Raw genomic sequence first — 13,657 nt, 5'->3', positions numbered from 1 at the left:
TACCCGCGGCCAGGGATCAAGCCCTGGCCCCGCCCGGGCCTGTCAGGCGTCCAGCAGCCAGGGCAGTTCGAGTCCCCCTACCGAATGGTCAGGCGCGAACAGGTTGCCGTCGCCGGTGAGCAGCCCCCACGGGTCGGAGAACTCCGAGGCACCAGGCAGCGGCAGCGGCGGGTCGGTCGGCGCGATGTACCCCGATCCGGTCAGGAACGCAACGCCCCGAGCCAGCGCAACGCTCGTGTCGACCACCAGACCGCCAACGAAATCGTTGATCTGCTGGGCGAATTGGGCCAGTTCACTGATCAGGAAGATGTCTTGATCGACGATCGACTGCAGCAGCTTGTCGATCTCGGTGACGACGAGATTGAGTCCGTAAGGGATGGAGGTGACCACCGTGCGGATGGCCAGTTCGATGTCGTTACCGATATTGGGGTAGCCGTAATTCGCGAGCGCGGCGAGCAGCGCCTGCTTGAGGTCCGCGGGCGTGACGATGCTGTTCAGGATGGAGGGGTCGTTGGCCATCGAGACGCCGTCGAAGTCCGACCGCATCGGGACTCCGAAGAGCGACAAGATCGTGGGCGTGATGTCCACCGTGGAGTAATTCAGGTTTTGGCTGCCGTCGGTCGCGTGATCGCCGGCTTGATCGAAGATGACGAACGACGACGTCTCGTTGGGCGACTGGAAGCCGTGCCCCAAGATGTCATGCGACTGCTGATGGCCGTGGTCGGTGGTGATGATGATCGACCAGTCGTCCCCGGTGAGCGCCTTGACCTGCGCCACCGCGGCCAGGATCTGCTGGATGTTGGCGCCCACATTCACGACAGCTTGGGCATACTCGGCCGACCCGCCACCGAACGCATGCCCGGCCTCGTCGACCTGGACTTGGTAGGAGAACAGGAAGTTGGAGATGTCGTCGGGGTTGTCCGCGGTCGCCAGGATCTGGGCGATGGTCTGCGCGGTGACCAGCGCGTCGGCGTCGGCCCAGTTGGTCTCGAAAGGCACGAAGATGTTGCTGTCGACCGGATAGCCGCCCGCGGCAGCGATGTCGTTGATGTAGTCCCAGTCGGCGATCACCGAGGTGTTGATCTCCGGCTTGTAGTACTCGAGAAGGTTGAACACCGTCGGCCACTGGTTGTACGGGTCGGGGCTGAACAGGTTGTTGGTCACCCCGTGCTTGTCGTCCCACACGCCGGTGAGGATCGTTGACCATGACGGGCCCGAGAAGGTGGTGTGGTTGACCAGGCTCGCGGTTCCGGTAATGCCTTGGTCCATCGCGGTTTTGAAGCCGCTGTCTGAGCTGTAGGCGTACTCCAGGATCTTGTCCAAGTTGGTGCCGTCGGTGCCGATCAGCAGCACGTGTTCGGCGGCAAGCATCCAGTCGGCGGTCAGGGCGGACAGCCCCGTCTGCGTCCCTACCACCGCTCCCGTTCCGGCCACCAGGCCGGCGACGGTCGCACCACACAGAAACCGCTTGACCTTTGTCACTATTGGATTCCCTCGTCGAAGTTGACCGCCGGCGAAGACTAGCAATTACACAGGAATCGCTCAGGGGTTTCGATGAATTCACTCCCGTGACCTGCATCGTTACCGGAAGCAGCGCTATCGTTGGCCTCGTTCCCTACCGGCACACAGGCACTCCTCACAGACCGGCGTTCCGCGCGCCGGGTTGATGTCGAGGTAACGTTTTGGTTACGGTTCCCTGCGTGCTCACGCAAGGACTAGTAGATCTGCGCATGAAATCCTCGGTTCTGGCCGCGACGACTCTGTTGCCGGCCGCTGTGTTCTTGGCTGGCGGCGTCGGTGCCGAGCCGGGAAACAACGACGAACCGCCACCTGCGGCCGCCGCCGATGCGCCGCCTCCTCCCGAGGTCGCGCCCCCGCCGCCACCGGAGGACGCACCTCCCCCACCGCCTGAAGAGGGGCCACCCCCGCCGCCGGAGGACGCTCCTCCGCCGCCGCCGGAAGACCTGCCGCCTCCGCCTCCAGAGGACGCGCCACCCCCACCGCCCGAAGATGGACCGCCTCCGCCGCCGGAAGACATTCCGCCGCCTCCGCAGGACTGGGGACCACCCGTACCCGATCTGGTGACCAACTGGTCCATGCCGGCACCGCACGCGCTGCCGCCGGGGATCGTCAACGAACACGGCATGCAGGTCAAGACGATTCTCGTTGCGCGCAGCATCAGCGAAGCGTTTCCGCAGATTCACAACATGATCGGGGTACGTCCCGACGGCCAGCGCTGGCATCCCTCCGGCCTGGCCATCGACGTGATGATCCCCAACCCCGGTAGTCCCGAGGGCATCGCGTTGGGAGACCAGATCGTCGACTACGTCAGGCAGAACGCCGGTCGGTTCGCCATGCAGGACGCGATCTGGCGCGGCACCTACTACACGCCGGGCGGGCCCAGTGGTCGCGGCAACGGCCACTACGACCACGTGCACATCACCACGTTCGGCGGGGGTTACCCCAACGGCAACGAGGAATACCTGCGCGAGGAAGGCGGACCGCCCCCGGCCTGACGGCGCCTAGCGCGTCAGCGCACCGGGTCGTTGGCGTTGCCGGCCTGCCACTGGGACCACGGCACATTCCAGTCGCCGAGGCCCTCATTGCCGGGCAGCAGCGAGCCGATGGTGTTGTTGATCTGCACTACGTCGCCGCGTTTGACGTGGTCGTAGAACCACAGCGCGTTGCTGGGGCTGACGTTGATGCAGCCGTGGCTGGTGTTGGCGTAGCCCTGGGCCCCCACCGACCACGGTGCCGAGTGCACGAAGATGCCGCTGTAGGAGATCTGGGTGGCCCAGTCGACGTCGGTGCGATAGCCGTTGGGCGAGTTGACCGGCACGCCGTAGGTCGACGAGTCCATGACGATGTGCGCGAAACGCTCACCGACGATGTAGGTGCCGTTATTGGTAGGGGTGCTTTCCTTGCCCATCGACACGGCCATAGTCTTGGCCACTTCGCCGTTGATGCGCACCACCATCGACTTGGTGTCGTCGTCGACGGTGGCGATCACCTCGTCGCCGATGACGAAGTGGCTGGCCGCATTGTCCTGCCCGTAGACCCCGTTGCCCAGGTCCACCCCGTAGGTGTTGACTTGCACGTCGACGTTGGTTCCGGGCTTCCAGAAGGCCTGCGGCCGCCAGCGCACCTCGCGATTGTTCAGCCAGTAGAAGGCGCCCGCAACCGGAGGCTCGGTGGTGATGGTGATCGCCTTCTCGGCCGCCTCGCGGTCGACGATGTTCTCGTCGAACCGAATCGCCACCGGCTGGCCGACTCCGACCACCTCGCCGTCGCGCGGCATCACGTAGGGCATGGTCAGGTTCTGCGGCGAGTGCGTCTGAAAAGTCATCTGCCGGCTGGTCACGCCACCGAGGCCCAGCGCCTTCGCGTTGACCGTGTAGCGCTTGTTGTAGCCGAGCTGCTCGGATGTGGCCCAGGTCAGCCCGTCGGCACTGAGCTTGCCGTCCACGACCGCGCCGTACTCGTTGACCATGGTGACCGAGTCGAGCACACCGTCCTCGGCGCTCACCGTCACCGGCGCGTCCACCGCCACACCGACAGCCTTATCGGTGACCGACGCGCTGACCTTGGGAACGAGCAGATCGGCGAAGGGGGTCCCCTTGTCGGTGATGATCTTGGCCGCTTCGGCGTCGGCATTGCTGCCGCAGGCACTCAAGCCCGCCACCGTGGCCGCAGCCATCAGCAATGCCGCTGCCCGGGACCCGAACCCCCGACAGCGTTGCGCCAAACCAACCTGCCTCATGCTTTTCCCACCTGACCGTGCTGATACTGCTCGCAGGCAGTCTAGTGGGTAATCGACAGTGCCGCTGTGCCGTCCGGAAGAGCGCTCTGACATCGCGATTTCGTCTCCCGGCTTGGCGCCTGTTATTGTCTCTTTCGCGGTTCTTGACCGCCCAGCGCCGTTAGCTCAGTTGGTAGAGCAGCTGACTCTTAATCAGCGGGTCCGGGGTTCGAAACCCTGACGGCGCACTTCGCTCAGAGGATATTTCGACATCCACTGCACCCGCGGGTGCATGTGATCGGTGCGAATCCCATTTCCCACCCGCAGACCGAATTCAGGTCTGTTGTACCCGCATCGCTGGCCCATGATGGCCACAACCCGGCTCCGGCCGAGCGATGCCCTACGCCGCTGCGACCGCCGGTGAATCGCACTCGCGCCCATCGGCCGATGCGCTCGACGCAGTACCACCACGGTGCTCCTGCGCGGTCGGCGCTTGCCCCTTGGGCCCGGTCCGCGATGGTAGCTCCGCACTGCGGCAAGTCCGCCAACGTCACCGATTGTTCACCAAACCTTCGCCTAGTTAGGTTAGGGTCCCCTATGATAATGGCTATTATTGAATTCGCAGGATTCTGCTCCCTAACCCTAGGGAACCACACAGAAATAGTTAAAGGAGTTACCTGTGGAGTTCGCCCTACATCCCGAAACGACCAGATTCAGGGCCGGTCGTTCGACCCGGCTGGCGGCAGCCGGAGTCGCATTGGCGGGCGCCGGCCTGGTGGCCGTTCACCCGGTTGCACCGAACCTGCAAGAAGCGCAACACCACGCTGTGCAGTTGACCGGCTGGGAATCGCTGTTCGAGCGGACCAGCGAGAACCTGACCGCGCTGATGGAGAGCTCCAACGTCAATACTCTGCTGGGCCAGTACAGCAGCAACTGGAGCGACTACGCCCAGCTGATCATCGGCATGGAAGACGTCCCGCTGGACGCGCGGGAGGGCATGTCACCTCGCTTCATCACCTCGGGCTTCGCCGGCATCAACGAGGCGCTCGACAAGATGATCGACGGCGACGAGTCCAACCCCGTCCGGTACCCGGGGCTCGAGGTGCTGATGGAACGGATCTCCGACTACATGTCGCAGGGAGACCCCTTCAACGCATTCAACGAGTTCAACATCTGGTACCTCTACGGCATCGAGGAGATGGGCAAGTCCCTGGGCCCGGTGCTGTCCATTCCCGCCCGCGAGATGATGAACCAGTCGAGCCTGCTGAACGAATTCATCGGTCCCCTCGATGGTTGGGCCTTCATCAAGCAGGTCAGCGATGCAATGATGTCGCCGATGATCGGCGCCGTCTACCAACTGACTCAGAACATCACCGCGGCGGCCGGCGGCGACCTTGAGGCGCTGTTCAACCTGCCCGCTGACCTGCTGAACACCGTGCTCAACGGGTACATCGTGCCCGAGACCGAGGACGTTTTCACGGGCATACTCACCGAAGATGGCATCTTCGACCTGCTGCTGAACCAGTGGCCCGCCCGCGCAGCCGAGGCCCTCACCGTGGGCACCGCGGACCTGCCGGTCAACGCCGTGGAGGTGCCGGACCTCGGGGCAGCCGGAACTGACCTGTTGGACGGCGGTTTGTGGGACGCCTTGGGCTTCTAGACCTATCGATTCCTGAATATGTAGAACGCAACGGCGGCCGGGAGGGACCCTGAGTCCCTCCCGGCCGTTTCGTCTTATTGCGACGGCGCCGACTCCTCCGTCTCTTTGACGATCCGGTAGCTGGGGTCGGACATGTACACCGGCCCGGTGCCGTTCCGTCGAGCCTTGCCGGTGAGCGCAACCACGTCACCCGGGCCGATGTCGGTGCCCCGTCCCGCATGAAAAGTCGCGCGCAGCTCTCCGGTGCCGTCGCCGACCACCGCGACGCGGACCGGCTTGCCGCGGCTGATGCTGTCGTCGACCTCGTTGACCCGGCCCTCGATGGTGGACAGGTGACCGATGATGAGGGCGTCCACCGCGATGGCGTCCGGCGGCGGCGCCGGATGCTCGTAGCGGTCCACATCCTGCTGGTCGTGGCGCGCCACCCACTGCTGGAGCTTGCCTACCTCGCGCACGAGGCGCTGTTCGAACAGATCCGGAAACGCCTGCCGCACCCGCGATTGCACGTCGTAGGGCACGATCGTCGCCGCCGCGTCGGGGACCTGGCTCACGGCCTTGGCGATCTTGTCGGCGGTGCGATCGTGCAGCAGCCGACCCAGCAGCGGCGCGTACGTGCGCCGGGGCAACAACACGGTCACGTGGCAGTCCGGGTATTGGGCCCGCGCGGTGTCGACCAGTTGCTGGGCGGTGCGCGTCAGCCGGCGGTCCGGGCAGTCGACCACCCGCAGCGGCGTATCGAGTCCGTAGTACTCCCAGCGCTGCTGCAGCAGCGCGGCGTGGGCGGCGTCGACCACCAGGTGCACCGCGACCAAGTCGTCGGCGTAGAGCCCTTTGCCGTAGCGCAGGGCTTCGAGCACCGCTAGATCCAGCGAATGCACGAACACCATCACCCGGTGCCGGGCGTATTTGACGACGTCGGGCCGGTCGGTGCGGAACCGCTCCAGGATCGCGGCCTCGGCCCGGTATTCCCGGTTGAGCCGGATCAGCACCACCACCAGCAGCGGGAACACGACCACCACCAGCCAGGCTCCCTCGGTGAACTTCGCCACCGCGAAGATCCCCACCACCACGGTGGACAGCAGCCCTGCCGAGAAGTTGATGGCGAGCTTGTACCGCCAGCCCGATTCCCGATACGTCACATGATGTTTGGCCATGCCGTAGCCGGCCATCGCGAATCCGGTGAACACCCCGATCGCGTAGAACGGCACCAGCGCGTTGACCGACCCGCCGGTGACCACCAGCAGTGTCACCGCCAAGACAGTGAGCACGATGATCCCGTTGGAAAAGACCAGCCGATGCCCGCGCTTGGTCAACTGGCGGGGCAGGAATCGGTCTTCGGCGACGAAGCTGGCCAGCATCGGAAACCCGTTGAAGCTGGTGTTCGCCCCAGTGAACAGGATCAATGCCGTCGCCGTCTGCACCAGCACGTAAAAGACCTGGCCCACCCAGCCGCCGCCGAACACCGCCCGGGCCACCTCGGACAGCACCGAGGGATACCCGACCGCGTACGGCGGGGTGTGGGTGCGGTAGGCCAGGTAGGTGACCCCGGCCAGCAGGAAACCCAGAATGCACGCCATCGTGGTGAGCACCCGTCGGGCGTTCACACCCTGCGGCTTTTGGAAGACGCTGACGGTGTTGGAGATCGCTTCCACACCGGTCAGTGACGACCCGCCGTTGGCGAAAGCGCGCAGCACCACCAGGACGGTCGCCCCCATGATCAGCCCGTTGCCCTGGTGCACCGGCACCGCTCCGGGAAGATGCTCGGCGTCGTAAACCGGTAAGCCCCAGAAGATCTCGCGCACCAGACCGGTAACGATCATCAACCCGAGCATGCCTATGAAGAAATACGTCGGTATCGCGAACGTGCGGCCGGCTTCTCGCACACCACGCAGGTTCGCGTAACACATCACGATCACCACTGCGACGGTGATCTCCAGGCTGTAGGGGCCTAGTGGGCGGATCGCCGAGACGACGGCAACGGTGCCGGCCGCGGATTGCACGGCGACGGTCACCACATAGTCGATCAGCAGCGCCGCGGCGGCGACCTGCGCCACCCGGGGCCCGAAGTTCTCCCGCGAGACGATGTAGGAACCGCCGGCCCGGGTGTAGGTCATCACCACCTGGCGATACGACGCGGTGACCAACACCAGGATCAGCAGCACCACGCCGGTGATGGGCAGCAGCAGCGCGAATGCGGCCAGACCCGCGAACGGCAGCAACTCGATCAGGATCTCCTCGACGCCATAAGCGTTCGAGGAGATCGCGTCGGGTGAAAGTACTCCTAGTGCAACCGGATTCGACAACCGCTCGGAACGCAGCGCACCGGTGACCAGCGGCCGTCCCAGTACCAGCCGCTTGAGCGTGTAGCCGATCGGGTCAGGCCGCGGCGCCGGGGGCTGTTGGGCGCGCACCGCAATATCTTCGTCCCGGCAGCCTCACGCCACCAGACCCAATTTTCGCGTCGGCGCGCGGGGACCTAGCGGTTGCGGATTCGGCGAATCGTCAGGATCAGAATCAGTCCGCCGACACCGGCCAGCGACGCTATTACCGCAGGTTGGCTGACGATCTCGACCGCCCGGGCCTTGGCGCGGTCGGCCAGCCGACGGGGGTTGGCCCGGTCCGCGAGAATATCGACCGTCGACGCCAGCTGCTCGCGGGCCTGATCGATGTCCTTCTTGATCGTGTCGGGATCGCGTTCCGCCACTGTCGTCCTCCCTGTCCGATGCTGCCCCTGTCGAACTACCCTAGAGCAGCCGGGGTTCGTCTCATGCCCCGGCGAGCAGAAAGGGGCTGTTGTTGACCGACACCGCACGCCTGGCGCCCGGCGATGAAGCGCCCGCGTTCAGTCTTCCCGACGCCGACGGCAACACCGTGTCACTGGCCGACTACCGGGGACGACGGGTCGTCGTCTACTTCTATCCGGCCGCCTCGACCCCGGGCTGCACCAAGCAGGCCTGCGACTTCCGGGACAACCTGCGAGACTTCAACGACGCCGGCCTCGACATCGTCGGCATCTCCCCCGACAAGCCCGCCAAGCTGGCCAAATTCCGCGACACCGAGGAATTGACCTTCCCGCTGCTGTCCGACCCGGACCGGTCGGTGTTGGCGGCGTGGGGCGCCTACGGCGAGAAGAAGATGTACGGCAAGACCGTGCAGGGCGTCATTCGCTCGACGTTCGTCGTCGATGAGCAGGGCAAGATCGCCGAGGCCCAGTACAACGTGCGGGCCACCGGGCACGTCGCGAAACTGCGGCGCGATCTGTCGGTCTGACCGCCGAGGTCGCTAGCCGCCGACCGAGAAGGAGCAGCTCATGCCTGTCATCCGGACGAGTCTGTGGTTCGACACCCAGGCGCTGGAAGCCGCCGAGTATTACGTCTCGATCTTTCCCAATTCGAAGGTCACCGAGACCTCCTACTGGGGCGCGGAGAACCCCGAGCGCGACGGCAGCCCGCTGGAGGTGTTGTTCGAGCTCGACGGGCGGCAGTTCTCCGCGATCAACGGCGGACCGAACTTCACGTTGGACGAGGCCGCCTCGATCCAGGTCTACTGCACCGACCAAGCCGAGGTCGACCGCTACTGGGACGCGTTGAGCGCCGGCGGCAAACAGGTCCAGTGCGGCTGGCTCACCGACCGCTACGGCTTGTCCTGGCAGATCATCCCGCAACGGTTGTCGGAGTTGATGACCGATCCAGATCCCGAACGCGTGCTGCGGGCGAAGCAGGCCATGTACACGATGGTCAAGCTCGATATCGCCGCGCTGGAAGCCGCGGCTGACGGGCGTTGACCACGACGCACAATCAGACCTTGTGACCTGACAAGAACAACCCCACTAGCCACGGACCGCCGGCGAGCGGAGCATTGTGCCAACGGTCGGGATTGGGTGGCGCCTCCGATCGAGCGACCAAGGCGGCGCGCTACTCCTACTCCGTTGGAAGGCAGGCAGATGACCGGGCATAGCTGGGCAGTGATCGGAGCAGGTCCCGCAGGCATAGCCGCGGTGGGCCGCCTACTCGACCATGGCATCCCCGGGAACGAGATCGTGTGGATCGATCCCGACTTTGCCGCCGGTGATGTCGGCACCAAATGGCGCGCCGTCCCGGGCAACACCCACGTGTCCCTGTTCCTCGAATACCTGAACAGCTCACCGTCGTTCCGCTTCGCCGAAGCGCCTCACTTTGAGCTGACCGACATCGATCCCGGTCACACCTGCCCACTCGGCCTCATCGCCGATCCGTTGGTATGGATCTCCCAACACCTGATAGAGCGAGTCACGTCCATTCGCGCGGTGGCAACAGAGCTCACCCTGCGCAACCGCCGGTGGTTGGTGAGCACCAAGGACGCCGAGATCGAAGCGAAGAACGTGATTCTGGCCGTCGGTTCGGTTCCCAAGACACTTCATCATCCTCACCTGGAAGAGATTCCGATCGAGGTGGCACTGAACCCCGACAAGCTCGGACAGCTGGCCTTGGACGACGCCACGGTGGCGGTCTTCGGCTCGTCACACTCATCGATGGTGGCACTGCCCAACCTGTTGAACACACGCGCCCGCAAAGTCGTCAACTTCTATCGGAGCCCAACCAAATACGCTGTCTACCTGGGTGATCAGATTCTTTTCGACGACACAGGCCTGAAGGGCAATGCCGCAACATGGGCCCGGGAGAACATCGACGGGGCCTATCCGGAGCGCTTGGAACGGTATCGGGTGGACGACAAGGAGTTCCCCGAGCAGCTCCAAGCCTGTAGCCACGCTGTCTACACCGTCGGGTTCACCCGTCGGCAACTCCCCGCGACCCCGCAGTGGGGGGATCTGGAATACGACCCGGTGAACGGGATCCTGGCTCCGGGGTTGTTCGGGGTCGGGATTGCGTTCCCCGAGTACGGAATCGACTCATTCGGATCTGGGCAGTATCGGATCGGACTCATCAAGTTCATGCAGCGGCTCAATAGTGCCCTGCCGCTGTGGTTGCAGTACGGCACCTAACTTCGGCGTACGTCAGCGTGGCGGGTTGGCGCCGCCGATGTGGCTCAACAGGTCCCGGGCCACTCCGGCCGGCGGCGTCCGCCCGCCCGTCCAGATCGCCCTGAGATCACGATGCAGGTCCAGTTCCGGTACCGCGACGCAGCGAAGCCGGCCGACCGCAAGGTCATCGGCGACCGCCAGCCTGCTCATCACCGCCGGCCCGGCCCCCGCCAGCACGGCACCACGCACAGCGACCGAAGAAGACAACTCCAACGCCGGACGCACCTGTTCCACCTCGTGGCCCAAGACGGTGCGCAATGCCGACGTCAGTGAGTCACGGGTGCCCGACCCCTGTTCGCGCACGACCAGCGAGGTCTGGCTGAGTTCGGCGGCGGTAACGCCCTTGGAGCGACGCACCCACTTATGGTCGGGCGGCACGATCACCACGAGGTCGTCGTGCGCGACAACACGGCTTCGAATACCGGTCAGTGCCCCCGGACTCTCGATGAAGCCCAGGTCCGCCGAGCCGCCTCGGACGCTCGAAATAGCCTGCTCGCTGTTGGTGGCGGTCAGGATGACCTCCGGTGCCTCACGCCCGGTTCGAGTGGCGGCGGTCTGCAGTGACACGATCCAGCGGGGCATCAGCTGTTCGGCGATCGTCAGACTCGCAACCACCTTCATCTTCTTGCGGCTCGCAGCCCGCAACGAAGCCAATCCGGCATCGACGTGACCGGCGACATCCAGTAGCTGATCGGCCCATTCCGCCACGACCGCACCGGCCGAAGTCAACTGCGAACCACGCGCGCTGCGGGCCACGAGGCGCACACCGGTCTGAGCCTCCATCGCCGACAGGCGTGCCGAAACCGCCTGCTGCGTCAGCCCCAATTCCCGCCCCGCGGCACCGAGGCTGCCGGTTCTCGCGATAGCCACCAACATCTCGAACGCCGGCAGATCGGGCATCCGGGGGCTCAGCGCCATCACTCCATGCAATCACAAGTCGCCCTTGTGGGCCCGCCAATCAAGGATCGAGGGTCCACAGCAGCCGGTAGTAGTCGATGCGCTCCTGGTCTCGTCGGATTCCGTACGCATCGAGCAGCACATCAGTCCAGTCGGCACCGTAGTTCCACTCGGTACTCCAGGTCGCCACCGCCAGATCGGCCCAGCGATCGGCAACCCCCAGTTCTCCGAGGTCGACGTGGCCCGTGGGGTGTCCATCGTCGTTCAGCAACGTGTTCGGCGCGCAGGCGTCGCCGTGGCATACCACCAGCCGATCAACCGGGGGCGGATCGGCTACTCGCTGCAATGCCTGCGCGACGGTGAGACCGGCGAACTCCGCAGGCCACTCCGCCGGATTCAGTTGCCCGGACCGACGATTGGCGTCCGCTACTCGCCTCTCGGCGCTCCAGTCGAACGGGCATGCCGCCACCGGCAGGACATCGTGCAGCGCTCGCAGGCCCCGCCCGATTCCCGTCACTGCCGGGAGCGGGTCGGTGATCCACCGCGCTGCGACCGCATTGGTGCCGGGCAGTGCCGCGGTGACCAGCCACTGCCCCTCGTCGTTATGACCGTGATCGAGCACTTCCGGCACCGGCGTGTAGCCGAGCGCCCACTGCAGTCGCGCCACCTCGGCGGACAGGTCGATACCGCTGTCGTGCGGTGACCACTTGATGAAGCGGCGCCCTGCGGCGCCGGCGACTTCGAAAGTGGTGCCGCCTACCTCGTTGAGCCACACCGGGTGTGGAATGTCGGCTCCGGCCAACTGCCGTACGGCATCGGGCACGGTCTGCGGCAACTGCGGCGGGCCAGCGATCATCAGGCGGACTGATCGCCCAGCTTCGCCAGCAGCAGCGCCTCGGCGGTAGCAGCGCGTTCGAGTACCCCCAGATGCAGGCTCTCGTTGATGCTGTGTGCCTGGGTGCCCGGATCCTCCACCCCGGTGACCAGGATGGTCGCCTGCGGGTAGGCGGCGGCGAACTCCGCGATAAACGGGATCGAACCGCCCATCCCCATGTCGATGGGCTCGACGCCCCACGCCTGGGCGAACGCGGCCCGCGCTTTGTCATACACCGGACCGCTGGCGTCGATGGCATAGGGCTGGCCGATGTCGCCCGGGGTGACGGTCACGTGCGCTCCCCACGGGGCATGGTGCTGCAGGTGTGCGGTGAGCGCCTCCAGGTGTGCGGCGGCCTCGCCGCCGGGGGCCACTCGCATACTGACCTTGGCGCGGGCCCGCGGGATGAGCGTGTTCGACGAGGCCGCGATGCTCGTGGTGTCGATCCCGATGACGGTGATCGCCGGTTTGGCCCACATCCGCTGCGGCACCGAACCGGAGCCGATCTCGGCCACCCCGTCCAGCAGCCCGGTGTCGGCACGTACCCGCTCAGGCGGGTAATCGACTGGGGCCGCCGTGCTTTCGTAGAGTCCGGCGACTGCCACGTTGCCGTCGTCGTCGTGCAGGCTCGCCAGCAGCCGCACCAGGACGGTCAGCGCGTCAGGCACCACCCCACCCCACAGTCCCGAGTGCAGACCGTGGTCCAGCGTCGCGACTTCCACCACGCAGTCGACCAGGCCCCGCAGCGACACCGTCAGTGAGGGAATCTCGGTGCTCCAGTTGTCGGAGTCGGCGATCACGATCACGTCGGCGCTCAGCGCCTCCCGGTGCGCGGCGAGCAGTGCGCCCAGCGACGGTGAACCGGATTCCTCCTCGCCTTCGACGAAGACCGTCACACCAACCGGCGGCCGGCCACCGTGCGCCCGGAACGCCGCCAGATGTGTTGCGATACCGGCCTTATCGTCGGCGGTACCGCGACCGTAGAGGCGCCCGTCGCGTTCGGTGGGCACGAAAGGCGGTGAATCCCACTGCCCCGCCTCACCCTCGGGCTGCACATCGTGGTGGGCATACAGCAGCACGGTCGGCGCACCAGGCGGTGGCGGATAGTGCGCGATCACCGCCGGCGCACCGCCTTCGGCGACGATCTGCACCTGCGGAAAACCGGCCTGGCTCAGCAGATCTGCGACGCGCTGTGCGCTGCGGTGCACCTCGGAGCGTCGCGCCGGGTCGGCCCACACCGACTCGATGCGCACCAGGTCCTCCAGGTCAGCCCGCACCGACGGCAGGATGTCGCGGACTCGCTGCACCAGATCGCTCATGACGTCGAGGTTAGCCGGTGCCGCGATTACCGCGAGCGTGCGCAGAATGCCACCTTCTTGCGGCGTGTCGTGTGCAAACACTCAGTGTCAGTCTCGACGGTGCCGCGTTGCGGTGGTTGGGTTCTTCTCACCTGGTGCCTGGCTCTTG

12 protein-coding genes and 1 tRNA gene are annotated in these 13,657 nt (G+C 65.6%); 6 read left to right on the top strand and 7 right to left on the bottom strand.

The genetic code is table 11. The annotated features are described in order from the left end of the window. Window positions 1-42: 42 nt before the first annotated feature. Window positions 43-1,482, bottom strand: coding sequence for an alkaline phosphatase family protein (locus tag ACJH71_RS13060; protein WP_406758445.1), 1,440 nt, complete (start codon window positions 1,480-1,482; stop codon window positions 43-45). Window positions 1,483-1,730: 248 nt separating this feature from the next. Here ACJH71_RS13060 and ACJH71_RS13055 point away from each other — a divergent pair, with 248 nt between their 5' ends. Further along, a complete protein-coding gene (locus tag ACJH71_RS13055) occupies window positions 1,731-2,516 on the top strand; it encodes a hypothetical protein (RefSeq protein WP_406758444.1) in 786 nt (261 codons plus the stop codon). Between the two features lie 14 nt (window positions 2,517-2,530). Here the strand turns inward: ACJH71_RS13055 and ACJH71_RS13050 are convergent, their stop codons facing one another. Continuing rightward, on the bottom strand, window positions 2,531-3,760 hold the full coding sequence (locus tag ACJH71_RS13050; protein ID WP_406758443.1) for an Ig-like domain-containing protein: 1,230 nt from the start codon (window positions 3,758-3,760) through the stop codon (window positions 2,531-2,533). Between the two features lie 154 nt (window positions 3,761-3,914). Here ACJH71_RS13050 and ACJH71_RS13045 point away from each other — a divergent pair. Together ACJH71_RS13045 and ACJH71_RS13040 are read left to right on the top strand one after the other, a co-directional pair. Then, window positions 3,915-3,987: transfer RNA gene (locus ACJH71_RS13045), tRNA-Lys, on the top strand. Between the two features lie 431 nt (window positions 3,988-4,418). Then, on the top strand, window positions 4,419-5,399 hold the full coding sequence (locus ACJH71_RS13040; RefSeq protein ID WP_406758442.1) for a hypothetical protein: 981 nt from the start codon (window positions 4,419-4,421) through the stop codon (window positions 5,397-5,399). A gap of 74 nt (window positions 5,400-5,473) precedes the next feature. Here the strand turns inward: ACJH71_RS13040 and ACJH71_RS13035 are convergent, their stop codons facing one another. After that, window positions 5,474-7,810 carry an amino acid permease gene (locus ACJH71_RS13035; RefSeq protein ID WP_406758441.1) on the bottom strand — a complete coding sequence of 779 codons (2,337 nt, stop codon included), beginning with the start codon at window positions 7,808-7,810 and terminating at the stop codon, window positions 5,474-5,476. A 65-nt stretch (window positions 7,811-7,875) separates the two neighbouring features. Continuing rightward, on the bottom strand, window positions 7,876-8,103 hold the full coding sequence (locus ACJH71_RS13030) for a DUF3618 domain-containing protein (RefSeq protein ID WP_406758440.1): 228 nt from the start codon (window positions 8,101-8,103) through the stop codon (window positions 7,876-7,878). A gap of 92 nt (window positions 8,104-8,195) precedes the next feature. On the opposite strand from ACJH71_RS13030, the gene bcp reads away from it, so the two are divergent. From bcp to ACJH71_RS13015, 3 genes are all read left to right on the top strand, one after another. Next, the gene (bcp, locus tag ACJH71_RS13025) at window positions 8,196-8,669 is read left to right on the top strand and encodes a thioredoxin-dependent thiol peroxidase (RefSeq protein ID WP_406758439.1); all 474 of its coding nucleotides are present in this window, start codon (window positions 8,196-8,198) and stop codon (window positions 8,667-8,669) included. Window positions 8,670-8,709: 40 nt separating this feature from the next. After that, a complete protein-coding gene (locus ACJH71_RS13020) occupies window positions 8,710-9,183 on the top strand; it encodes a VOC family protein (RefSeq protein WP_406758438.1) in 474 nt (157 codons plus the stop codon). A gap of 159 nt (window positions 9,184-9,342) precedes the next feature. Continuing rightward, the gene (locus ACJH71_RS13015; protein ID WP_406758437.1) at window positions 9,343-10,380 is read left to right on the top strand and encodes an FAD/NAD(P)-binding protein; all 1,038 of its coding nucleotides are present in this window, start codon (window positions 9,343-9,345) and stop codon (window positions 10,378-10,380) included. 12 nt (window positions 10,381-10,392) lie between these two features. Here ACJH71_RS13015 and ACJH71_RS13010 read toward each other — a convergent pair whose 3' ends face one another. Genes ACJH71_RS13010 through ACJH71_RS13000 form a run of 3 tightly spaced genes read right to left on the bottom strand, consistent with a single transcriptional unit; the run spans window position 10,393 to window position 13,509 of the window. Beyond that, entirely contained in the window at window positions 10,393-11,337 is a 945-nt protein-coding gene (locus ACJH71_RS13010) for a LysR family transcriptional regulator (protein ID WP_406758436.1), read from the bottom strand. A gap of 40 nt (window positions 11,338-11,377) precedes the next feature. Next, complete coding sequence (locus ACJH71_RS13005) at window positions 11,378-12,172, bottom strand: aminoglycoside 3'-phosphotransferase (protein ID WP_406758435.1); 795 nt, start codon at window positions 12,170-12,172, stop codon at window positions 11,378-11,380. Then, a complete protein-coding gene (locus ACJH71_RS13000) occupies window positions 12,172-13,509 on the bottom strand; it encodes a dipeptidase (protein ID WP_406758434.1) in 1,338 nt (445 codons plus the stop codon). Before ACJH71_RS13000 ends, ACJH71_RS13005 begins: the two co-directional genes overlap by 1 nt. Window positions 13,510-13,657: the final 148 nt, after the last annotated feature.

Origin of the sequence: Mycobacterium sp. SMC-15 (assembly GCF_045310925.1) — a bacterium.
In the GTDB taxonomy this organism is placed as follows: Bacteria; Actinomycetota; Actinomycetes; order Mycobacteriales; family Mycobacteriaceae; genus Mycobacterium.
This window is presented reverse-complemented; position numbering and strand designations above follow the sequence as displayed.

What these genes read in the sequence shown, in the direction of transcription:
- ACJH71_RS13055 (WP_406758444.1), top strand. Translation starts at nt 1,731, where the DNA reads ATGAAATCCTCGGTTCTGGCCGCGACGACTCTGTTGCCGGCCGCTGTG.
- ACJH71_RS13050 (WP_406758443.1), bottom strand. Translation starts at nt 3,760, where the DNA reads ATGAGGCAGGTTGGTTTGGCGCAACGCTGTCGGGGGTTCGGGTCCCGG.
- ACJH71_RS13020 (WP_406758438.1), top strand. Translation starts at nt 8,710, where the DNA reads ATGCCTGTCATCCGGACGAGTCTGTGGTTCGACACCCAGGCGCTGGAA.
- ACJH71_RS13015 (WP_406758437.1), top strand. Translation starts at nt 9,343, where the DNA reads ATGACCGGGCATAGCTGGGCAGTGATCGGAGCAGGTCCCGCAGGCATA.
- ACJH71_RS13010 (WP_406758436.1), bottom strand. Translation starts at nt 11,337, where the DNA reads ATGGCGCTGAGCCCCCGGATGCCCGATCTGCCGGCGTTCGAGATGTTG.
- ACJH71_RS13005 (WP_406758435.1), bottom strand. Translation starts at nt 12,172, where the DNA reads ATGATCGCTGGCCCGCCGCAGTTGCCGCAGACCGTGCCCGATGCCGTA.
- ACJH71_RS13000 (WP_406758434.1), bottom strand. Translation starts at nt 13,509, where the DNA reads ATGAGCGATCTGGTGCAGCGAGTCCGCGACATCCTGCCGTCGGTGCGG.